The following is a 21,933-nucleotide window of genomic DNA, read 5'->3' as shown; positions in this document are numbered from 1 at the left end:
CGCGTTCTTCGCGCTGTTCGCGCTGCTGGTGAAGGCGGTCGAGCGGCTGTGAGCGTCGTCAACCTCCTCGGGCTCGTCGGCGCGGTCGCGCTGGCGGCCTTCGTCGTCGTGGCGCTGTTGTTCCCGGAGCGGTTCTGATGACCGCGCTCACCCTGGTCGTCGTGCTCGCGCTGCTCTACCGGCCGCTGGGCGACCACATGTACCGGGTCTACTCGGGCTGTCGCGACACCTGGGCCGAACGCCTGACCTACCGCCTTCTCGGGGTCGCGCCGCGCCAGGAGCAGCGGTGGCCGGGCTACGCGCGGTCGGTGCTGGCCTTCTCGCTGGTCTCGATCCTCTTCCTGTACGTCTTCCAGCGCGTCCAGGACCACCTGTTCCTGTCCCTGGGGTTCCCGCCGGTCACCGACCACGTGGCGTGGAACACGGCCGTCAGCTTCGCGACCAACACGAACTGGCAGTCCTACGCCGGTGAGAACACCATGGGGCACCTCGTTCAGATGAGCGGGCTGGCGGTGCAGAACTTCGCCTCGGCCGCCGTGGGCCTGGCGGTCGCGATGGCGCTGGTGCGCGGGTTCGCCCGCCGTGAGTGCGCCACGATCGGCAACTTCTGGGCCGACCTGATCCGGGGCACGTACCGGATCCTGCTCCCGCTCGCCTTCGCCGGCGCGGTCCTGCTGGTCGCGGGCGGCGTGGTGCAGAACCTCGCCGGCCCCCACGAGGTGCCCGCCGTCATGGGCGGGACGACCACGCTGACCGGCGGGCCGGTCGCGAGCCAGGAGGCCGTCAAACAGCTCGGCACCAACGGCGGCGGGTTCTACGCCGCCAACTCCGCGCACCCGTGGGAGAACCCGAACGGCTGGACCAACTGGCTAGAGAACCTGCTCATGCTGCTCATCCCGGTCGCGCTGCCGCGCACCTTCGGCCGGATGGTGGGCCAGAACCGCCAGGGATACGCCCTGGTCGCCGTCGTGGCCGTCATCGCGATCGCCTCGACCGTGCTGACCAACGTCTTCGAACTGCGCGGCGCGGCCACCGTCCCGCAGGCGGCGGGCATGGCGATGGAGGGCAAGGAGGTGAGGTTCGGCCTGTCCGAGAGCGCCACCTTCGCCGCGTCCACGACCCTGACCTCGACCGGCGCGGTCAACGCGGCGCACGACTCGTTCACCCCGCTCGGCGGCATGATGACCATGGCCGGCATGATGCTCGGCGAGGTCGCCCCCGGCGGCGTCGGCTCGGGCCTCTACGGCCTGCTGATCCTCGCCGTGATCACGGTCTTCGTGGCCGGCCTGATGGTCGGCCGCACCCCCGAATACCTGGGCAAGAAGATCGCCGCCCGGGAGATCAAGCTCGCCTCGCTCTACTTCCTGGTCACCCCGGTGCTGGTGCTGACCGGCACCGCGCTGGCCCTCGCCAACCGGGCGGGCCTCGCCGGGATGCTGAACACGGGCCCCCACGGCCTCTCCGAGGTCCTGTACGCGTTCACCAGCGCCGCCGGCAACAACGGCTCCGCGTTCGCCGGGCTGGCCGCGAGCACCCCGTGGTGGGACGTCGCCCTCGGCGTGGCCATGCTGCTCGGCCGGTTCGCGCCGATGGTGTTCGTGCTGGCTCTGGCCGGGTCGCTGGCCGGGCAGACGCCGGTGCCGTCGTCGGCGGGCACGCTGCCCACCCACCGGCCGCAGTTCGTCGGCCTCGTCGTCGGCGTGACGGTCGTCGTGGTGGCGCTGACCTTCCTGCCCGCGCTGGCCCTGGGGCCGCTGGCCGAGGGGGTCGGCGGATGAACGCCCTCCTGGGAGCCCTCGCCAAGCTCAGCCCGCTGACCCTGTGGCGCAACCCGGTGATGTTCGTCGTCGAGGTCGGCGCGGTCGCCGCCACCGCCCTGGCCGTCGGGTCGCCCGGCTTCTTCGCGTGGTCGATCGTGGTCTGGCTCTGGCTGACCGTCCTGTTCGCGAACCTGGCCGAGTCGGTCGCGGAGGGCCGGGGCAAGGCGCAGGCCGCGACGCTGCGGGCGGCCCGGCGCGACACCACGGCGACGCTGGCCGACGGGTCGGTCGTCCCGTCGTCCGCGCTGAGGAAGGGCGACGTCGTCGTGGTCGGGGCGGGGGAGGTCATCCCGGGCGACGGCGACGTGATCGAGGGCGTCGCCAGCGTCGACGAGTCGGCCGTCACCGGGGAGTCGGCGCCGGTCATCCGCGAGTCGGGCGGCGACCGGAGCGCCGTCACCGGCGGGACGAAGGTGCTGTCCGACCGGATCGTCGTGCGGATCACCCAGCAGCCCGGCGAGAGCTTCGTCGACCGGATGATCGCCCTGGTCGAGGGCGCCAACCGGCAGAAGACCCCCAACGAGATCGCGCTGAACATCCTGCTCGCCGCGTTGACCGTCGTCTTCCTGGTGGCCACGGTCACCATGCAGCCGATGGCGATCTACTCCAAGGCCGTCAATCCCGGTGTGCCGGACTCCGCCGCCCTGACCGCCGACGGGGTGAGCGGGGTGACGCTCGTCGCGCTGCTGGTCTGCCTGATCCCGACCACCATCGGGGCGCTGCTGTCGGCGATCGGCATCGCCGGGATGGACCGGCTGGTGCGGCGCAACGTGCTGGCCATGAGCGGCCGGGCGGTCGAGGCGGCCGGCGACGTGTCGACGCTGCTGCTCGACAAGACCGGCACCATCACCCTCGGCAACCGGCAGGCCACCGCCTTCCAGGCCGCCGAGGGCGTCGACCTCCGCGACCTCGCCGAGGCCGCCCAGCTCTCCAGCCTGGCCGACGAGACTCCCGAGGGCCGCTCCATCGTCGTCTACGCCAAGGAGCACTTCGGTCTGCGCGAACGCCCGGTCGCCGGGGCCCACTGGGTGCCGTTCTCGGCGCGGACCCGGATGAGCGGCGTCGACGTCGGTGACCGGCAGATCCGCAAGGGCGCCGCGACCGCCGTCATGAAGTGGGTCCGCGACGCCGGCGGCCGCCCCACCGACGAGATCGGCCCGCTGGTCGACGGCATCGCCGCCAGCGGCGGCACCCCGCTCGTGGTGGCCGAACGGGGCCGGGTCCTCGGCGTGATCCACCTCAAGGACGTCGTCAAGCAGGGCATGCGCGAGCGCTTCGACGAGATGCGCCGCATGGGCATCCGGACCGTCATGATCACCGGCGACAACCCCCTCACGGCCAAGGCCATCGCCGACGAGGCGGGCGTGGACGACTTCCTCGCCGAAGCCACCCCGGAGGACAAGCTCGGCCTCATCCGCCGCGAGCAGTTCGGCGGCCGGATGGTCGCGATGACCGGCGACGGCACCAACGACGCCCCCGCCCTGGCCCAGGCCGACGTCGGCGTGGCCATGAACACCGGCACCTCGGCGGCCAAGGAGGCCGGGAACATGGTCGACCTCGACTCCAACCCGACCAAGCTCATCGAGATCGTCGAGATCGGCAAGCAACTGCTGATCACCCGGGGCGCGCTGACGACGTTCTCCATCGCCAACGACATCGCGAAGTACTTCGCGATCATCCCGGCCGTCTTCGCCGCCGTCTATCCGGGCCTCGACGCGCTGAACGTGATGCGCCTGGCCACCCCGCAGTCGGCGATCCTGTCGGCGGTCGTCTTCAACGCCCTGGTCATCGTGGCGCTCATCCCGCTCGCGCTCCGCGGCGTCTCCTACCGCCCGGCGAACGCCTCGGCCATGCTCAGCCGCAACCTCGCCGTCTACGGCCTGGGCGGCGTGCTGGCCCCGTTCGCCGGGATCAAGCTCATCGACCTGGCCGTCCATCAGCTGCCGGGGCTGTCGTGACCCGCCGCCTCGGCGCGGCGATCCGCGCACTGATGGTGCTGACCGTGGTCGCGGGCGGCCTCTATCCGCTGGCCGTCCTGGGCGTCGCCCGGGTGTTCTTCCAGCACAAGGCCGACGGCTCGCCCGTCGCCAAGGGAAGCCGGCTGATCGCGCAGGACTTCGCCGGGGACCGCCGCTACTTCCAGAGCCGCCCCTCGGCCACCGGCTACGACGTGCTCCGCACCGGGGCGAGCAACCTCGGCCCGGAGAGCGTGGTCGACGTACCGGGGAGACCCAGCCTGCTCACCCAGGTCTGCGCCCGATCCAGGCGGGTCGGCGAGATGGAGGGGGTGAGCGCCGCCCGGCCGTTCTGCACCGCCTCGGGGGTCGGCGCGGTGCTCAAGATCTTCCCGGGCCGGGTGGTCAGCGTGAACGAACCGTGCCCGGCGGTGCCCTTCATGACCGAATATCAGGGAGTGAACGTCGAATGCGCCCAAAAGGGACAGAGCTACGCGGCCGGCCGGACCGTCCCCATCAGGGGCGGCGCCCGGTGGACCATCCCGCCGGACGCGGTGACGGCGAGCGGGTCCGGCCTCGACCCGCACATCTCGGTCAGGTACGCCGACCTCCAGGTCGTCCGCGTCGCGAGGGAACGCGGCCGCCCGGTCGAGGAGGTCCGCGCCCTTGTCCGCCGCCATACCGACGTCCCCGCTCTCGGCTTCATGGGTGAGCCCGGCGTCAACGTCCTGGCGCTCAACCTGGACCTCGACCGATGACGGTCCGGGGCCGCCTGCGCGTCTACCTGGGCGCGGCCCCGGGCGTCGGCAAGACCTTCGCCATGCTCGGCGAGGGCCGCCGTGCCTCCGAACGGGGCCGCGACGTCGTGGTCGGCCTGGTCGAGACGCACGGCCGCCCCAAGACGGCCGCGCTGCTCGCGGGCCTGGAGGCGGTGCCGCGCCGGGAACTGTCGTACCGGGGGACGCTCTTCACCGAGATGGACGTCGACGCCGTGCTGGCCCGCCGCCCGAAGGTCGCCCTGGTCGACGAGCTCGCGCACACCAACGTGCCGGGGTCGCGCAACGCCAAGCGCTGGCAGGACGTCGAGGAGCTGCTCGACGCCGGGATCGACGTCGTCACGACGGTGAACGTGCAGCACCTGGAGTCGCTCAACGACGTCGTCGAGGAGATCACCGGCGTCCCGCAGCGGGAGACGGTGCCCGACGAGGTGGTCCGCCGGGCCGACCAGATCGAGCTGGTCGACATGTCGCCCGAGGCGCTGCGCCGCCGCATGGCCCACGGCAACGTCTACGCGCCCGAGAAGGTGGACGCGGCGCTGTCGAACTACTTCCGGATCGGCAACCTGACCGCGCTGCGCGAACTGGCGCTGCTGTGGGTGGCCGGACGCGTCGACGACCAGCTCGACCGCTACCGCGCCGAACACGGCATCGCCACCACGTGGGAGGCCCGCGAACGCGTCGTGGTGGCGCTGACCGGCGGCCCCGAGGGCGACACCCTGATCCGCCGCGCGGCCCGGGTGACCGCCCGGACCAAGGGCGCCGACCTGCTGGCCGTCCACGTCACCCAGGGCGACGGCCTGGTCGGGGGAGACCCCGCCCACCTGGCCCGGCAGCGGGCCCTGGTCGAGGCGCTCGGCGGCACCTACCACCAGGTCGTCGGCGACGACGTGCCCCGGGCGCTGCTCGACTTCGCCCGCGGGGTGAACGCCACCCAGCTCGTTCTGGGCGCGTCGCGGCGGGGGCGGCTGGCGCAGATCCTCTTCCGGGGGGTCGGGGCCGAGACGATCGCACGGTCGGGGTCGATCGACGTCCACATGATCACCCATCAGCAGGCCCGCCGCGGCCTGCCCCGGCCCGGTTCCCGGGCCGCGCTGACCCGCACCCGCCGCCTGGCCGGCTGGGCGACGGCGCTGCTCGGCATGCCCGCGCTGACCGCCGTCGTCTACCCGCTGCGCGACCTGCTCGCGCTGCCCAGCGAGATCCTGCTGTTCCTGCTGCTGGTCGTGATGGTCGCCCTGGTCGGCGGCATGTCGCCGGCCATCACGGCCGCCGTCGTCGGCTTCCTGCTGCTGAACTACTTCTTCACCCCGCCGGTCGACAAGATCACCGTCGCCGACCCGCAGAACCTGCTCGCGCTCTTCGTGTACGTCCTGGTCGCCGTCATGGTGAGCCTGGTGGTCGACCTGGCCGCCCGCCGGACCCGCGAGGCCGCCATGGCGGGCGCCGACGCCGAGGTGCTGTCGACCCTGGCGGGCCACGTGCTGCGCGGCGAGGCGGCGCTGCCCTCCCTGCTGGCCCGCCTCCGCGAGACCTACGGCCTGACCTCGGTCACCCTGCTCGAACGCGCCACCGCCCCGGCCCTCGACGACCGCGCCGACCCCGAGGCGTGGCGCATCGTCGCCAGCGCCGGAGGGGTGCCGTGCACGAGCCCGGGGGCCGCCGACACCGACGTGGTGATCGACGGGAACCTGGTGCTGGCGGTCAGAGGCCGCCTGCTGGGCGCCTCCGACCGCCGCGTGCTGGAGGCCTTCGCCGCCGAGACGGCCGTCGCGCTGCGCCAGCGCCGGTTGGAGGAGGAGGCCGAACAGGCCAAACCGCTGGCCGAGGCCGACCGGATGCGCACCGCCCTGCTCGCCGCCGTCAGCCACGACCTGCGCACCCCCCTCGCCTCGGCGAAGGCGGCGGTCGAGGGGCTGCGCAGCACCGACGTGACGTGGTCGGCCGCCGACCAGGCCGAACTGCTCGCCACCGCCGACGAGTCGCTGGTGAAGCTGACCCGCCTGGTGGAGAACCTCCTCGACATGAGCCGGCTGCAGGCCGGAGTGCTCGGGGTCGCCCTCCAGCCGGTCGCGCTGGCGGAGGTGCTGCCGAGGGCGGTCGAGGACCTGCGGGTGCGCATCGACGTGCCCGACGACCTGCCCGAGGTCACCGCCGACCCTGCCCTGCTGGAACGGGTGCTGGCCAACCTGGTGTCGAACGCCCTCCGCTACAGCCCCGAGTATGTGCTGGTGACGGCCAGCTCCCACGACAACAAGGTGGAGATCCGCGTGGTCGACCGCGGCCCCGGCATCCCGCCGGAGGCCCACGACCAGGTCTTCCAGCCGTTCCAGCGCCTCGGCGACCGCGACAACCACTCGGGGGTCGGGCTGGGGCTCGCGCTGTCGCGCGGGCTGGCCGAGGCGATGGGCGGCGCGCTCGCCCCGGACGAGACGCCGGGCGGCGGACTGACCATGACCCTCACCCTTCCGTCAGCCGATCCCGGGCCTCCATCAGGGCGAAGCCGAGCAGGTTGAGCCCCTGCCACGTCGCGGCGGAGGCGGCCCGCTCGTCGCTCGCGGTCAGGCCGATGCCCCACACGCGGTCGTAGGGGCTGGCCTCGACCAGCACCCGGTCGCGAGTGCCGAGCAGGAACTCGCGCAGGGCGGGGTGGGCGGCGAACTTGGCGGTGCCGGCCCTCACGACGATGTCGTAGCGGTGGGCGGTCCAGACGGCGTCGTCGAAGCCGCGGACCTTGCGGCCCAGCTTCTTGGCCTCGCCCGGATGGGCCGCCGCCAGGATCTCGGCGGCGGTCTCGGCGTCGTCGAACAGCCAGGCCTTGTGGGCCATCATGTAGTGCTCGGCCGAGCGGAACACGTGGCCGTCTTCGGTGAACTCGGCCTCCCACCACTGGCTCAGGCAGCCCGCGCCCACCCCGCCGTCGCGAGGTGGGCGGTGGCCCCAGAAGAAGAGGTAGCGCGGCGCCCGGCCGGACGCCTCGGCGTGGACGGCTTCTTCGACGGAGCGGGGTAACGTCACCCGGTCAACCTAACGGGCCCCTCCGACGTTCTTCGGCTTCGGCGGCGGCTTGGGGCGGCGCTGGTCGTTCCGGGGCGGCGGGGCCGTCCGGCCGCTCACGGACACGGTCCGTCCGGGGCGGTGGCGACGGTGAGGTTCACCTCGTGGCCGGGGGGCACGAGGACGCCGGGGGCGGGATCCTGGGCGGTCACCTGGTCGACCTCGTTGCAGAGCCGGTCGACCCAGTAGGTCACCGAGCCGACGGTCAGGCCGGCGCCGGTGATCCGGGTGATCGCGGTGTCCTCGAACAGGCCGGTCACGTCGGGGACGGGCACGACCGTCGGCGGGCTCGTCGGGGTCGGGTCGGGCTGGTTGCCGACCAGGGCCAGGGCGGTCGAGCGGCCGACCGAGATCGTGCTCACCCGGGAGGTGAGGCCGGCGACGGGGTGCGCGGTCGTCTCGTAGGGGGCCGCCGAGCCCGTGCCGAGCGCGCCGTGGGTGTTGTCGCCCCAGGTCAGCACGGTCCCGTCGGCCGTGACGCCGGCCGAGGTGCCGCCGGTGCCGGGGTCGGCCCAGGTCAGGTTCGCGATCGGGGTGACGACCGGGGTGCGTCGGGGCAGGGTGGTGCCGTCGCCGAGGCGGCCGGAGGTGTTGTCGCCCCAGGCGTACAGGCGGCCTTCGGCGATGGCGAACGTCGACCGTTCGCCGGGCAGGACCATCTGGGCGTTCACGACGCCGGGGACCCGGACCGGCACGTACGACCTCGGGGCCGCCCCGATGCCGAGCTGGCCGGAGGCGTTGGAGCCCCACGTCCACACCGTGCCGTCGGACTTCAGCGCGGCCGAGTGGACGCCGCTGCGGGAGGCGTGCGCGGTCAGGACGTCGGAGACGCCGGTGAGCCGGACCGGCGTGGGCCGGTTGACCGTGGTGCCGTCGCCCAGTTCGGCGAAGCCGTTGTGGCCCCAGGCCCAGACGGTCCCATCGGTCTTCACGGCCAGGCTGTGGCGGTATCCGGCCGACACGCCGCGCACGCCGGTCAGGCCGGGGACCTGAATCGGGATGGGCCTGCTGACGGTCGTGCCGTCACCGAGCTGCCGGTAGGTGTTGTCGCCCCACGCCCAGACGGTCCCGTCGGAGTCGAGCGCCAGGACGTGCCGGTCGCCCACGGAGACCGAACTGACGAACGGCAGGCCGGTCACCTCCCGCGGGGTGGTCGAGGAGACTACGCCGGGCAGCTCGCCCCACAGGAACACGACCCCCCGGTCGTTGATCCCGGCGCTGAACGTGCCCCCGGTCGCCACCTGCCGGATGCGGGCCGAACCGTGCGGACGGCCCGGCAGCCTGCCCACCAGCGTCGGGACGGGACTGTCGGCGGTGGTGGCGTTGCCGAACTGGCCGCTGGAGTTGAGCCCCCAGGCCCAGAACTTGACGCCCGTCCACTGCGGTTCGGGCGTGAACGCGGCGAGCGCCGCGACGACCGCCAGCACGGCGGCCAGAAACCTCATCGCTCTCACACCGGGTGAGGCGTTCCCTCGCCGGTCCACCCGCGTGGAACGCCGTGTCACACGGTGGATCAGCCGGTCGGCCCGGTGAGCGCCCGCAGCCCTTCGGCCAGCTCGGGGCCGGTCAGCGCGTGGTCGGGGTCGACCACCCACTGCAGGACGAGCCCGGTCAGCAGCGCGAGCTGGATCGACGCGATCGCCTTCGCGCTCTTCTCGTCGGCCCCCGGCACCTCTTCGGCGAGCTGCCCGAGGATCCCCCGCACGATGGGCGCGAGCAGGTCGCGCAGGTCGGGGGAGTACTGCGACTGGACGTAGGCCCCGATGCCGGCCACCCAGATCGGCTGGTGCTCCGCGAACGACTCGCGCACGAGCCGCCAGGTCTCGCCGAGCCCGCCCGCGTGGTCGCCGCGGTCGCCGCCCGCGACGGCGGCGTCGAGGCTGCGGCCGAGATCGGTGAGGACCTCCATCAGGGCGGCGTTGAGCAGCGCTTCCTTCGAGCCGAAGTGGTAGCCGATGGAGGCGAGGTTGGTGCCGGAGGCGGCGACGATGTCACGCGCGGTGGTCTGCGCGTAGCCCCGCTCGTAAAGACACTTCTTGGCGCCCGCGAGGAGATCTTCCCTGTGTCCCACCGCATGATGCTATATCTATACAAACGTATAAGACGTTTGTGTATTCCGGGTCGTGTCCGGCCAGACGCCGGCGGCGGTATCGATCTTGACGAAACGACGAAAAGCCCCGCATCCATTGGAATAATCGGAACCTTCCGGGGCGATGGGGGCAGATCATGTGGACAGCCGTGATGGCCGCGGTGCTGGCGGGCGGCATGGGAGCGGCCTCGGTCGGCGCGGCGTCGCCGTGGCGGGCCGCGCCGCTCCCGCCGAAGAAGGGCCATGACTCCTTCGGCCAGGTGGCGGCCGTCGGCGCGAAGGACATCTGGGCCGCCGCCTACCGGCCCGCCCTGCTGGAACGCTTCGACGGCAGGCGGTGGTGGTCGATGCCGACGCCCGGCGCGATCACCGCCCTGTCCGCCACGCCGTCCGGCGACGTCTGGGCCCTCACCTCCGGTCAGGCGCATCGCTGGGACGGCAAGAGCTGGCGGGCCATGCGGTCGGTCGCGAAGCGGGCCCACGTGATACTCGCCGCCGTTCCCGGCGGGGCCTGGCTGTCGGAGCAGGGGAGACTGAGCCGGTACGACGGCAGGCGCTGGCATCCGGTGCCGGCTCCGGCCGACCTCAAGGTCAGCGGCATCCGCGTCCAAGGGGGAGCGGTCTGGGTGGTCGGCCGCCACGAGACCGGTACGGCCGACCACGACCCGCTCGGCCGCAGCACCCCCGCCGTGCTGCGCTGGAACGGCCGCGCCCTCGACCGGGTGCCGGTCTCCGTATCCGCGAACACCCGGAGCATGCTCCAGATCGACGACCTCGTCGTGGGCAAGGGCGGCGACCTCTGGCTCTCCGGGCACTCGGTGCTCGACGGCGACCGTCTGCCCGTCCTGCACCGCCGCGGCGCGAAGTGGACGACGCTGACCCCGCCGCGCACCCGTCCGCCGGACGGCATCGAGCCCGACGGGGCCGGGGGCGTGTGGTTCGATTACGGCCTCGACCAGCCGCTCTGGCGCAACCGCGCCGGGAAATGGACGAAGGTCGCCGCGCCCGAACCGCCGCCGGGCCGGGCCCTCGGTCTCTTCTCCTATACGGGCAGCGGCGTCACGGCGCACATCCCGGGCACGACATTGCTGGTCAGAGCGGGTGCGACGCACATATCGCCGGGACGGTTGATCAACCCGGAAACGGGCACGCGCGCCGACGAGTCGACCGACCGGTTGCTGGTGACCGGGCCGTACCGTTAATCAATAGACGGGGTTTGTCGGTCCTTTCGAATTTCAATTCCGAAATGTCAATATTTCGGTTATTCGGGGATTTTGTTAACGTCCTTGCGCGATGCCAATGATCATCTCCGCGTCCCAAGGAGCTCGATGATGTCTGCGCCATCCCTCCTGCGGAGGAGGGCACTCCCCATGCTCCTCGCCGCCCTGACGGTGGCCGCACCGGCCGTCGTCCCCGCGCCGGCGGCGGCCGACACGCCGACCCTCGTCGTCGTGAAGACCCTCGGGGCGGTCGACGACGTCCACGTGATGACGCGCGACAACCACGCCGCTCCGGCCCATCCCGACTCGTCGTTCCTCCTCGTGGGCGGGAGCCGGCTCTCCGACGCCCGGGGCTATCTGCGGTTCGACCTGTCCTCGCTGCCCGAGGGTGTGATCCAGTCGGCCGCGCTGCGGCTCTCCGCCGTCAAGACGCCGTCGTGCGGGCACGTGGCCAGGGAGGGGATCGAGGTGCGCAGGGTCGGCGAGGCCTGGTCCGCCGACTACCTGCACTGGGGCAACACGCCCGTCTCGGTGCCCGAGGACGCGGTCACCGCCCTCGCCGACCTCCCCTGCGGGGTCGCGGCCGGTGAGACGGAGTGGCCGGTCACGGGCATCGTCCAGGACTGGGCGGCGGGCGCGGAGAACCACGGCCTGGTGCTCGGCTCTCCGGACGAGTCCACCGACGACGGTGTCTGGTACCTGGCGTCCTCGGAGACCCAGGACCACCCCGTCCCGCGCCTCCTGGTCACGATGGAGGTCCCCTCGACGCCGTCCACGAACGGGCTGTACGTCTCGTCGAGTCACCGCGACGGCGATCACATGTGGCTGGCCTCGACGGCGCCCCAGGTCTACACGCAGGTGCGCGACCCGGCCGGCGGACGGCTGACCGCCGAGTTCCAGATCGACCACGATCCCGCCGTGCCCGAGCAGGGCACCGGGCTGATCTGGACCGCCACCTCGAACCAGACGACCGACGCCGGCAAGCCGACGGTCCGGGTCCCCGAGGGGATCCTCCAGGACGGCTGGCGGCTCCGCCTGCGGGTCCGCGCCCACAACGTGACGGCGGGCACGGTCTCCGACTGGTCGCCGTGGCAGTCCGCCACCCTGTCCAGCGTCGTCCCCGAGATCACCGGGCCCGAGATGACCCCCTCGCACCAGTCGGACGGCGTGACGGTCACCACGAGCCTCACCCCGACGTTCCGGGCCACCGCGAGCCACCCGTTCATCGAGCCGCTGCACGTGGCCTTCGAGATCGAGCACGATCCGGCCGCGCCGGAGCAGGGCACCGGATACATCTGGTCGGGCTCCGAACCGGACGCCACCGCCTCGGGGGCGCAGACGCAGGTCACCGTGCCCGAGGGGATTCTGCAGGACGGCTGGCGGCTCCGCTGGCGGGTCCGCGCGAACGCCGGCCCGTTCGCGTCGCAGTCCGAGTGGCAGACCTTCACCGTCGGCCTGACCCAGTGAGCGACCGCCGGGCGGGTGCCCTGCGGGGGCGCATCCGCCCGGCGGACGCCACCGCGATGTGATCGGTCATCTCCGCACCCCGAGGAGCTCGATGATGTCTGGCACGTCCCTCCTGCGACGGAGGGCTCTCTCCCTGCTGGCCGCCACGCTCGTGACGACCGGCCTCACCGCCGTCCCGGCCGCCCACGCCGACGTCACGACGGAGACCGTCCCGCTCGCCGACGTGGGCGTGGCGTCGAGCGACGGGGCGGGGTCTCCGGCGCCGCCGTACGCCCCGCGCCACTACGTCGGCGACTTCCCCGACGGGACCGAGGGCCGCGCCTATCTGAAGTTCGACCTGGTGCCCGTGGAGGGCCGCGTCACCTCGGCCACGCTGCGGCTGACCGTCGACTCCGCGCCGGCCTGCCACCCCGGCGCGCACGAGGGCCTCCAGGTCAGCCGGGTGACCACCGCGTGGGTGCAGGAGGACCTGCACTGGGGCGACACGCCCGCTTCGACGCCCGACGGCGCCTCGATCGCGGGTGCGGACTGCGAGACCGCGCCCGCCTTCCTCGAATGGCCGGTCACCGACATCGTGCGGGCCTGGGCGGGCGGGGCGCAGAACTACGGCCTGGCCGTCCAGGGCCCGGACGAGAACGTCGACGAGGGCCACTGGGTCTTCGCGTCGGCCGAGAGCGCCGACCTCGCCCCGCCCGTCCTGACGGTCACCGTGGACACCGGCACGGTGGTCGTGACGCGGACCGTCCAGATCGCGCCGGTCCACGTGCAGAGCGGCGTCACCACGGTCTCCTCGCTGACGCCGCAGCTGATCGGCGGCCAGTCCGATCCGCTCGGCGGCGACCTGCGGGCGGAGTTCGAGATCGAGCACGACCCGGCCGTGCCGGACCAGGGCGCCGGCCGGATCTGGACCGCCGTCTCCGACCTGGCCACCGGGGGCGAGCGGGCGGTCGCCCGGGTGCCCGAGGGCGTGCTCCAGCAGGGCTGGCAGATCCGCTGGCGGGGCCGCGATCACGCCCCGGCGTCGGGGCACGTCACGCCCTGGACCGCCTGGCGGTACGGCGAGGTGCACGAGGTTCCCCCCGGCGTGCTCGCGCCGGTCGTCGTGCCGTCGGTGCGCAAGGGCGACGTGGCGGTGACGTCGAGCCTCACCCCGACGTTGCGGGCCTTCCTCACCCACCCGTACGGCTTCACGCTGCGCGCCCGCTTCGAGGTCGAGCACGACCCGGACCTGCCGGAGCAGGGCGTCGGCCAGATCTGGGCCGGTCTCACCCCGGCGGCCCAGCCCGCGGGCCGGCCGGGGGAGGTCGCCCTGCCCGAGGGGGCGCTGGCCGACGGCTGGCGGATCCGCTGGCGGGTCCGCTCGGAGGCGGTGGAGGTCCCGCTCGTCTCGGAGTGGTCGGCGTGGCGGAAGGTCACGGTCGCCGTGCAGGCGTCATGATCCGGCCGGCACCCGCCGGAGGGTCTGGGGCGTCAGGTCGGCGACGGACGGGTAACCGTCGACGGCCATGATCAGATCGGCCTCGGCGAGGATCGTCCGCAGCACGTGGACGATCCCGTCGGCGCCGCCGAGCGCGAGCCCGTAGGCGTAGGGGCGGCCGACGCCCACGGCGGTCGCCCCGAGGGCCAGCGCCTTCACCACGTCGGCCCCCGAGCGGACGCCCGAGTCGAACAGCACCGGCAGCCCGTCGGCGGCCTCGACCACCTCGGGGAGGACGTCGAGGGCGGGCAGGCCGCCGTTGGCCTGGCGGCCGCCGTGGTTGGAGCAGTAGATCCCGTCGACTCCGGCGTCCTTGGCGCGGCGGGCGTCGTCGGGGTGGCAGATCCCCTTCAGCAGCAGCGGCAGCCGGGTGGCCGAGCGGAGCCAGGGCAGGTCGTCCCAGGCCAGCGAATTGCCGAAGATCTTCGCCCAGTGGGCGGTGGCGGCCTGCGGGTCGTCCTCTGGGGTGCGGGGCAGCCGCGACCGGAAGACCGGGTCGGTGGTGTAGTTGGCCAGGCAGTAGCCCCTGAGCTGGGGGAAGTTGGCGGTGCTCAGGTCGCGGGGACGCCAGCCGGTGACCCAGGTGTCGAGCGTGACGACCAGGGCCCGGAACCCGGCCGCTTCGGCGCGGTGAATCAGGCTCTCGGCGAGGTCGCGGTCGGCCGGGGTGTAGAGCTGGAAGAGGCCGGGCGTCGGGCCCAGCTCGGGGACGATCCCCTCCAGGGGGTCGACGGAGAACGTCGAGGCGATCATCGGGACGCCCGTGCGGGCCGCCGCCCGCGCGGTGGCAAGGTCGCCGTGGCCGTCCTGGGCGCACAGGCCGACGACCCCGATCGGGGCCAGGAAGACCGGGGTGGGCAGGCGCATTCCGTACAGCTCGACGGAGAGGTCGCGCCGTGCGGCGCCGGCCAGCATGCGCGGGACCAGCCCCCAGCGGCGGAAGGCCGCGACGTTGGCCCGCTGGGTGTGCTCGTCGCCCGCGCCGCCCGCGACGTACGACCAGATCGACGGCGGCAGCGTGGCCTCGGCCTTGGCCTCCAGGTCGGCGAAGGTCATCGGCAGCGGTGGGACCAGCCCGCGCAGGCCGCCCGAGTAGATCTCGTTCTGGTAGTCGCCGAACTGCGGGGTCACGCACGTCGTCCCTGGTAGACGCGGAGGTTGAGGGTGACCAGGCTGAGCAGCGGCACCGGCGCGCCGAGCTGCCGGGCGCGCCGCACGAGGTCGCCGAAGATCTCCTCGACCTCGACGGGCCGGTCGCGGATCAGGTCGCGGTAGGCCGACGACGTCAGCGACGAGTGGGGCGCGGTCACCGTCTGGCGGGTGCCGTCGAGCGCCTCCTGTGGCACCGGATGCCCGGCGGCCTCGGCGACGGCGGCGCATTCGGCCACGACCGCGCGGGCGAACTCCACCCCTCCGGGGGTGGACGCGACCTCCCCGACCGTCCCGCGCATGAGGCACGTCACCGCGCCGGTCGCGGCGATGTACACCCATTTGGCCCACATCTCGCCGATGATGTCGGCGGCGAGGCGGGTCTCGAACCCGGCCCCGCCGAGCATGCCGACGAGCTGGTCGGGCGGGGGCCCGGAGCGGGAGCCGTAGGTGAGGCTCTGCACGTCGGCGAGCCGGAGGATGTCGCCGTCGGCGTCGAGGGTGGTGCTCACCACGACGACCCCGCCGAGCACCCGCCGCTCGCCGAACCGCTCGGCGAGTTCGTCGACGTGCCGCATCCCGTTGAGCACGGGCAGGATGAGCGTGTCCGGCCCGACGGCCGGGGCGAAGTCGTCCATGGCCGACCGCAGCGCGGCGGCTTTGACCGAGACCAGGACCAGATCGAACGTCGAGGTGATCTCGTTCGCCAGGATCGTGTGCGGATGGAGCGTCGTCTCCTCGCCCAGCCCCACGATCCGCAGCCCGCGCCCGTTGATGACCCGGGCCCGTTTGGGGCGGACCAGGAAGGTGACGTCTCGGCCCGCCTGAACGAGGCGGCCGCCGAGGTATCCGCCGACCGCTCCTGCCCCCACGACCAGGATCTTCATCACAGAAACGTATACAGAATACGTTTTCCACCACAATCCAGGAATGGTCAAAACCTCGGCCGGTACGCCGCCACCGCGTCCTCGTCCCAGACGAGGCCCAGCCCCGGCCCCCGGGCGGTGATCCGGCCGTCGACCGGCCGGCAGGGCTCCCGCACGACCGGCCCGGCGAGGTCGAGGTGCTCCACCCAGTCGGCCGACGGGGTGACCGTCATGGCGTGCGCGCTCGCCTCGACGAACAGGTGGCTGGAGACGGGCAGCGAGGCCGCCTCGGCCTGGCCCGCGGCGAGCGTCCAGCCGGTGAAGCCGCCGATCTTCATGATGTCGAACATGGCGAAGTCGCAGGCCCCCGCCGTGACGGCGGCGCGGCAGCCGGCCGGGAACCACCAGTTCTCGCCGGTCTGGATCCTGGCGTCGGTGGTGCGGCGTACATAGGCGTGCCCGGCGAGATCCTCCGCGCGGACCGGCTCCTCCACCCAGTAGAGGCCGAACTCGGCCAGCCGGCCGAGGCGGCGGCGGGCCTCCTGCGGGGTGAGCGACTGGTTGTAGTCGACCATGAGGTCGACGTCGGGGCCGATGATCTCGCGGACCCGCCGCACGACCTCGGCGTCGCGGGCCGCGTCGGGGTGGCCGAGCTTGATCTTGACCGCCCGGAACCCGCTCTCGACCGAGCCCCGGAGGGCCTTCTCCTCCTGGACCGGGTCCATCATCCCGTAGCTGTCGTAGGCCCTCAGCGGGGTCGGCTCCCCGCCGAGCAGAGTGGCGACCGGCAGGCCGGTGAGGTGGCCGAGGGCGTCCCAGAGGGCCATCTCGATCCCCGACACGACCATGCCGGCGATCCCCTGCAGGCCGGGCAGCCGGAACCTGGCCTGGAACTCCCGCATCCGGGCCCCGGGCGCGAGCGACTTCCCGGTCAGCCCGGGGGCCAGTTCCCCGGCCACCGAGACGAGCGCGGGCAGCAGCGCCGCGTCGTAGGCGAACACGTAGGAGCGGCCGGTCACGCCGCCGCCGGTGACCACGTCGAACAGGACCAGCGGGGCGGCCGTGGCCGACCCCGACGCGGTGCGCAGCGGACGCGCCATCGGCACGACCACCGGACGCGCCCGCACCCGCGAGATCGTCTCGGCTTCCACCCCCCCAGCCCACCACGGGAACCCTCTGCCGCCGTTAAAGCCCTGCTGAATTCAGCGCGACTTCAGCGCCGCCGTAGATGCTCCGGCGCATGAGTGAGATCCTCGACTTCCCCATGAACCGCGGCTGCCCCTACCACCCGCCCGCCGGATACGAACGGCTGCGGGCCACCGGCGTCGCCGCGCCCGTCCGCCTGTACGACGGCCGGGTCGCCTGGGTGATCACCGGGCACCCCGAGACGCGGGCGCTCCTGCTCGACCCCCGGCTCTCGTCGGACCGGTCGCGGGCCGACTTCCCGGTGCTGGTGCCCCGGATGGCCGCCTCCAAGCTGGTCGCCCTCGTCGGCATGGACCCGCCCGAGCACGACGTGCAGCGGCGGATGCTCGCGCCGAGCTTCACCGTCAACGGCCTCAAGACGCTGCGGCCGGTGATCCTGCGCATCGTCACCGAGCGGATCGACGCGCTGCTCGACAAGGGGCCGGGGGCCGACCTGGTGCCCGACTTCGCGCTCGCGGTGCCGTCGACGGTGATCTGCGAGCTGCTCGGGGTGCCGTACGCCGACCACGACTTCTTCGAGGCGCAGACCAGGAAGATGCTGATGGCGACCAGCAGCGCCCAGGACGCGGCCGACGCGGCCGTGGCGCTGACCGCCTACTTCGACGAGCTGATCGACCTGAAGCTCGCCGAGCCGGGCGAGGGCGTGGTCGACACCCTGATCAGGGAGCGGCTGGCGACCGGGCAGCTGACCCGCGCCGAGGTCTCCTCGATCTCGATGTTCCTGCTGGTCGCCGGGCACGAGACGACCGCCAACATGATGGCGCTGAGCATCCTGACCCTGCTGGAGCACCCCGACCAGCTCGCCGTGCTGCGCGACAACCCCGACCGGGCCAAGGACCACGTCGAGGAGCTGCTGCGGTTCCTGTCGGTCGCCGACGAGCTGCAGCGGGTCGCCGCCGCCGACATCGAGGTCGGCGGGGTGACGATCCGCGCCGGCGACGGCGTCTACCTGCCCAACGCCGCCGCCAACCGGGACGAACGCGTCTACACCGACCCCGACACGCTCGACCTCACCCGCGACGCGCGCGGGCACCTGGCCTTCGGGCACGGCGTGCACCAGTGCATCGGGCAGAACCTGGCCCGCGCCGAACTCGAGATCGGGCTGCGCGAGCTGGTCACCCGCCTGCCCGGCCTGCGCCTCACCGAGCCCGTCGAGGCGCTCGGGGTCAAGCCGGGCGGGTCCGTGCAGGGCATCCACCGGCTGCCCGTCACGTGGTGACTTACGGGGTGACGGCGAGCCGTTCCTCCAGGAAGCTCGCGACGGCGGCGGGGGTCGGGTAGTCGTACAGCAGCACGGGCGGCAGGGTCAGCCCGGTCGCCTCGCACAGCCGGTTGCGCACCTCCAGGGCGCTGAACGACGAGAAGCCGATGTGCAGGAAGTTGTCCTCCGGGCCGATCAGGTCGGGTGCGGTGTGGCCGAGCACCTCGGCGGCGTGCACCCTGACCAGGTCGAGCAGGGTCGCCACGGCCGGTCGCTCCTCGGGGGCGGCCGGGCCGGGGAGGGTGGTCGCCGGGGGCAGGGTGTCCGACGGCCACCAGTGGTGGCCGCGCTCGAACGGGTAGGTCGGCAGGTCGGCGGGCGGCCCCGCCGTGTGCCAGGCCTCCCAGTTCACCGCGCCGCCCGCCGCGTGGAGCCGGGCCACCAGCGAGGCCACCGCCTCCGGCTCGGGCCGGTCCCGGGTCAGCGCCGGGAGCACCAGCGCGTCGTCGGGCAGCGCGCGCGCCGCCATCGGGGTGAGCACGGCGTCGGGGCCGACCTCGACGAACGTGCTCACCCCGGCGGCGCGCAGGGTCTCGACCACTTCGCCGAACCGGACCGTGGAGCGCAGGTGGCGCACCCAGTAGTCGGGGTCCTTCAGTTCCGTGTACGCCGCCTCGCGGCCGGTCACCTCCGAGACCAGGGGGATGACCGGTTCCCGGAAGGTCACTCTGGTCAGGGCCTCGCGGTAGGCGGCCAGCGCGCCGTCCATGTGCGGCGAGTGGAAGGCGTGGCCGACCCGGAGCCTGCTGGTGCGATGGCCCCGCGCGGTGAACCCGGCGGCGATCTCGGTGACCGCGTCTGCGTCGCCGGAGATCACCACCGCCGTCGGCCCGTTGACGGCGGCCACGTCCACCCGGCCCTTGTACGCCGCCAGCGCCCCGGCGACCTCGGCCTCGGTCGCCTCGACGGCCGTCATCGCGCCGCCCTCGGGCTGGGCCTGCATCAGCCGGGCCCGCACGGCGACCAGCGCGCAGGCGTCGTCCAGGGAGAGGACCCCGGCGGCGTGCGCGGCGGCCAGCCCGCCGAGCGAGTGCCCGGCGACTCTGCTGGGGGGCGGGGCGAGCCGCTCCAGCAGCCGGAACAGGGCGATCTCCAGCGCGAAGAGGGCGGGCTGGGCGTACTCGGTCCGATCGAGGAGCGCGGCGCTCGGGCCGGCGGGTCCCCGGTCAGAGGCTCCCCGGCCTGCGCCCTCCAGCGGGGCGAACAGCAGATCTTTCAGCGGGCGGTCCAAGTGGGGGGCGAAGGCGGCGGCGACCTCGTCCAAGGCCGCCGCGAAGGTCGGCCATTCCTCGTAGAGGCCACGGCCCATGCCAGGGCGCTGGCTGCCCTGGCCGGTGAACAGGTAGGCCGTTCCGGCGCGTTCGGCGGCCACCGCGCGGATCAGGTGCCGTGACGATCGGCCCGCCGCGAGGTCGGCCAGGGCGCGCAGCCGCTGGTCGCGGTCGCCGGGGAGCACGACGGCCCGGTGCTTGAGCGGGGTGCGGCCCAGCGCCAGGGTGCGGCCGACCTGGGCGTCGTCCAGGTGCGGGTGGACGGTCAGGTGGTCGAGCAGGCGGGCCGCCTGGGCCTGGAGGGCGGTCTCGGTGCGGCCCGACAGCGGCCACGGCGCGGCGGGAGGACCGGGCTCAGGGTCTCCCGGCACGGGTGCGGGGTCCTCGGCCGGGGCCTCCTCGATGATGACGTGGGCGTTGGTGCCGCTGATGCCGAAGGACGAGACCCCCGCTCGCCTGGGTCGTTCCCCACGGGGCCACGGCACGGGGTCGCTGAGGAGGCGGACCGCGCCGCTCTCCCAGTCGACGTGCGGGGTCGGCTGGTCCACGTGGAGGGTGCGGGGGAGCACCTCGTGCCGGAGCGCCTCGATGATCTTGATGACGCCCGCCACCCCGGCGGCGGCCTGGGTGTGGCCGATGTTCGACTTCACCGAGCCCAGCCACAGGGGCTCCGCCCGGTGCCGCCCATACGTCTCCAGGATCGCCCCCGCCTCGATCGGGTCGCCCAGGCGGGTCCCCGTCCCGTGCGCCTCGACCGCGTCGACCTGCTCGGGGGCGAGGCGGGCGTCGGCCAGGGCCGCGCGGATCACCCGCTCCTGGGTCGGGCCGTTGGGGGCGGTCAGGCCGTTCGACGCGCCGTCCTGGTTGACGGCCGAGCCGCGCAGGACGGCCAGGACGGTCCGGTTGTGGCGCCGGGCGTCCGAGAGGCGTTCCAGCAGGAGCAGGCCGACGCCCTCGGCGAAGCCGGTGCCGTCGGCGGCGGCCGCGAACGCCTTGCAGCGGGCGTCGGGTGCCAGGCCGCGCTGGCGGCTGAACTCGACCAGCAGCACCGGGGTGGCCATCACCGTGACCCCGCCCGCCAGCGCCAGGTCGCACTCGCCGCGCCGCAGCGACTGGGCGGCCAGGTGCATGGCCACCAGCGACGACGAGCAGGCCGTGTCGACGGTCACCGCCGGGCCCTCCAGGCCCAGGTGGTAGGCGATCCGGCCGGTCGCGACGCTGGTCGCGTTGCCGGTCATCAGGTGGCCCTCGAAGCCGTCGGGCACCCGGTCGGGCGGCGGCACGTAGGCCTGCGACACCACTCCGGCGAACACGCCGGTCCGGCTGCCGCGCAGCGAGCCCGGCGCGATCCCGGCCCGTTCGAAGGTCTCCCACGACGTCTCCAGCAGCAGCCGCTGCTGCGGATCGGTGGCGGTCGCCTCGCGCGGGCCCATGCCGAAGAAGGCCGCGTCGAACTCCGCGGCGTCGTACAGGAAACCGCCCTCTTTCGTGTACGCCGTCCCGGGGCGGTCCGGGTCGGGGTCGTACAGCGCGTCGAGGTGCCAGCCCCGGTCGGCGGGGAAGCCGCCGACGGCGTCGACGCCCTCGTCGAGCAGCCGCCACAGCGCCTCGGGGCTGTCGGCGCCGCCGGGGAGGCGGCAGGCGGCGGCGACGATCGCGATGGGTTCGTGCTGCCGGTCCTCCAGTTCGCGGATGCGGCGCCGGGCCTGGCGCAGGTCGGTGGTGGTCCGCTTGAGGTACTCGCGCAGCCGGTCCTCGTTGCTGGTCATGTCGTCTCCAGGGGTCACAGCGGGTCGAGCTCCTCGTCCAGGGCGCGGAACAGCTCCTCGTCGGTCGCCGCGGTGAGGTCGTCGTCGGTCTCGCCGGGGCGGCCGGAGCCCTCCTCCCAGCGCCACAGCGCCGCGCGCAGCCGGTCTTTGATCTTGGCGAAGTCGGGTCCACCGGTGGTCACCGAGGCCAGCAGCCGGTCGAGTTCGGCCGCCGTGTCCTCAGGGGTGTCGGGGACGAGCAGGCCGCGCAGGTGGGCGGCCAGCGCGACCGGGGTCGGGAAGTCGAAGGCCAGCGTCGTGGGCAGCCGCAGCCCCGTCGCCGTCGCCACCCGGTTGCGCAGCTCGACCGAGGTCAGCGAGTCGAACCCGATCTCCTTGAACGCCTGGTCGGCGGCGACCCCGTCCACTCCGGCGTGCCCGAGCACCGCCGCCACCTGCTCCCTGACCAGGGTCAGCAGCGCCCGCTCCCGGTCGGGCCCCGGCAGTGCGGCCAGGCGGTCGGCCAGGCCGGCGGGCGAGACCGGCGCGTGGCGGGCGGCCCTGCGTACCG

Annotated in this window: 17 protein-coding genes; 9 read left to right on the top strand and 8 right to left on the bottom strand. The window is 73.5% G+C overall.

Annotated features, from left to right (window positions below; genetic code table 11):
* The first annotated feature begins 48 nt into the window (after window positions 1-48).
* Genes FDA94_RS36235 through FDA94_RS36215 form a run of 5 tightly spaced genes read left to right on the top strand, consistent with a single transcriptional unit; the run spans window position 49 to window position 7,067 of the window.
* The gene (locus FDA94_RS36235; protein WP_137251551.1) at window positions 49-138 is read left to right on the top strand and encodes a potassium-transporting ATPase subunit F; all 90 of its coding nucleotides are present in this window, start codon (window positions 49-51) and stop codon (window positions 136-138) included.
* Window positions 138-1,778 carry a potassium-transporting ATPase subunit KdpA gene (gene kdpA / locus FDA94_RS36230; protein ID WP_137251550.1) on the top strand — a complete coding sequence of 547 codons (1,641 nt, stop codon included), beginning with the start codon at window positions 138-140 and terminating at the stop codon, window positions 1,776-1,778. The genes FDA94_RS36235 and kdpA overlap by 1 nt, the downstream gene beginning before the upstream one ends.
* The gene (gene kdpB / locus FDA94_RS36225) at window positions 1,775-3,778 is read left to right on the top strand and encodes a potassium-transporting ATPase subunit KdpB (protein WP_137251549.1); all 2,004 of its coding nucleotides are present in this window, start codon (window positions 1,775-1,777) and stop codon (window positions 3,776-3,778) included. Before kdpA ends, kdpB begins: the two co-directional genes overlap by 4 nt.
* Complete coding sequence (locus FDA94_RS36220) at window positions 3,775-4,533, top strand: potassium-transporting ATPase subunit C (protein ID WP_246060346.1); 759 nt, start codon at window positions 3,775-3,777, stop codon at window positions 4,531-4,533. Before kdpB ends, FDA94_RS36220 begins: the two co-directional genes overlap by 4 nt.
* Window positions 4,530-7,067: a sensor histidine kinase gene (locus tag FDA94_RS36215; protein WP_137251548.1), complete on the top strand. Its 2,538-nt coding sequence runs from the start codon at window positions 4,530-4,532 to the stop codon at window positions 7,065-7,067. The genes FDA94_RS36220 and FDA94_RS36215 overlap by 4 nt, the downstream gene beginning before the upstream one ends.
* Here FDA94_RS36215 and FDA94_RS36210 read toward each other — a convergent pair.
* The 3 genes from FDA94_RS36210 to FDA94_RS36200 form a co-directional block, all read right to left on the bottom strand.
* A complete protein-coding gene (locus FDA94_RS36210) occupies window positions 7,012-7,569 on the bottom strand; it encodes a riboflavin biosynthesis intermediates N-glycosidase (RefSeq protein ID WP_137251547.1) in 558 nt (185 codons plus the stop codon). The genes FDA94_RS36215 and FDA94_RS36210 overlap by 56 nt on opposite strands.
* Before the next feature lie 95 nt (window positions 7,570-7,664).
* Entirely contained in the window at window positions 7,665-9,053 is a 1,389-nt protein-coding gene (locus FDA94_RS36205; RefSeq protein WP_137251546.1) for an RCC1 domain-containing protein, read from the bottom strand.
* A 68-nt stretch (window positions 9,054-9,121) separates the two neighbouring features.
* Window positions 9,122-9,679 (bottom strand): TetR/AcrR family transcriptional regulator, encoded by a 558-nt coding sequence (locus FDA94_RS36200; RefSeq protein ID WP_137251545.1) that lies wholly within the window; start codon window positions 9,677-9,679, stop codon window positions 9,122-9,124.
* 155 nt (window positions 9,680-9,834) lie between these two features.
* Between FDA94_RS36200 and FDA94_RS36195 the strand changes: the two genes are divergently transcribed.
* The 3 genes from FDA94_RS36195 to FDA94_RS36185 all read left to right on the top strand — a co-directional run bounded on the left by FDA94_RS36195 (window position 9,835) and on the right by FDA94_RS36185 (window position 13,822).
* On the top strand, window positions 9,835-10,899 hold the full coding sequence (locus tag FDA94_RS36195) for a ligand-binding sensor domain-containing protein (protein WP_137251544.1): 1,065 nt from the start codon (window positions 9,835-9,837) through the stop codon (window positions 10,897-10,899).
* A 168-nt stretch (window positions 10,900-11,067) separates the two neighbouring features.
* A complete protein-coding gene (locus FDA94_RS36190; RefSeq protein ID WP_137251543.1) occupies window positions 11,068-12,384 on the top strand; it encodes a DNRLRE domain-containing protein in 1,317 nt (438 codons plus the stop codon).
* A gap of 94 nt (window positions 12,385-12,478) precedes the next feature.
* Entirely contained in the window at window positions 12,479-13,822 is a 1,344-nt protein-coding gene (locus FDA94_RS36185; RefSeq protein ID WP_170991273.1) for a DNRLRE domain-containing protein, read from the top strand.
* Here the strand turns inward: FDA94_RS36185 and FDA94_RS36180 are convergent.
* From FDA94_RS36180 to FDA94_RS36170, 3 genes are read right to left on the bottom strand one after another with little or no spacing between them, the layout of a single operon-like run.
* On the bottom strand, window positions 13,817-14,992 hold the full coding sequence (locus FDA94_RS36180) for an alpha-hydroxy-acid oxidizing protein (protein WP_212735662.1): 1,176 nt from the start codon (window positions 14,990-14,992) through the stop codon (window positions 13,817-13,819). The two genes, FDA94_RS36185 and FDA94_RS36180, sit on opposite strands and share 6 nt — an antisense overlap.
* Window positions 14,989-15,897 (bottom strand): ketopantoate reductase family protein, encoded by a 909-nt coding sequence (locus FDA94_RS36175; RefSeq protein WP_137251541.1) that lies wholly within the window; start codon window positions 15,895-15,897, stop codon window positions 14,989-14,991. Before FDA94_RS36175 ends, FDA94_RS36180 begins: the two co-directional genes overlap by 4 nt.
* 47 nt (window positions 15,898-15,944) lie before the next feature.
* Window positions 15,945-17,027, bottom strand: coding sequence for an enolase C-terminal domain-like protein (locus tag FDA94_RS36170; protein WP_137251540.1), 1,083 nt, complete (start codon window positions 17,025-17,027; stop codon window positions 15,945-15,947).
* A gap of 89 nt (window positions 17,028-17,116) precedes the next feature.
* On the opposite strand from FDA94_RS36170, the gene FDA94_RS36165 reads away from it, so the two are divergent.
* Window positions 17,117-18,301, top strand: a complete 1,185-nt coding sequence (locus FDA94_RS36165) for a cytochrome P450 (protein WP_212735661.1) — start codon at window positions 17,117-17,119, stop codon at window positions 18,299-18,301.
* A 1-nt stretch (window position 18,302) separates the two neighbouring features.
* Here the strand turns inward: FDA94_RS36165 and FDA94_RS36160 are convergent, their stop codons facing one another.
* Complete coding sequence (locus tag FDA94_RS36160; RefSeq protein WP_137251538.1) at window positions 18,303-21,383, bottom strand: type I polyketide synthase; 3,081 nt, start codon at window positions 21,381-21,383, stop codon at window positions 18,303-18,305.
* A 14-nt stretch (window positions 21,384-21,397) separates the two neighbouring features.
* A partial coding sequence (locus FDA94_RS36155; protein ID WP_137251537.1) for an acyl carrier protein occupies window positions 21,398-21,933 on the bottom strand: 536 nt, incomplete at its 5' end.

Origin of the sequence: Herbidospora galbida (assembly GCF_005233835.1) — a bacterium.
GTDB classification, from domain to species: domain Bacteria; phylum Actinomycetota; class Actinomycetes; order Streptosporangiales; family Streptosporangiaceae; genus Herbidospora; species Herbidospora galbida.
This window is presented reverse-complemented; position numbering and strand designations above follow the sequence as displayed.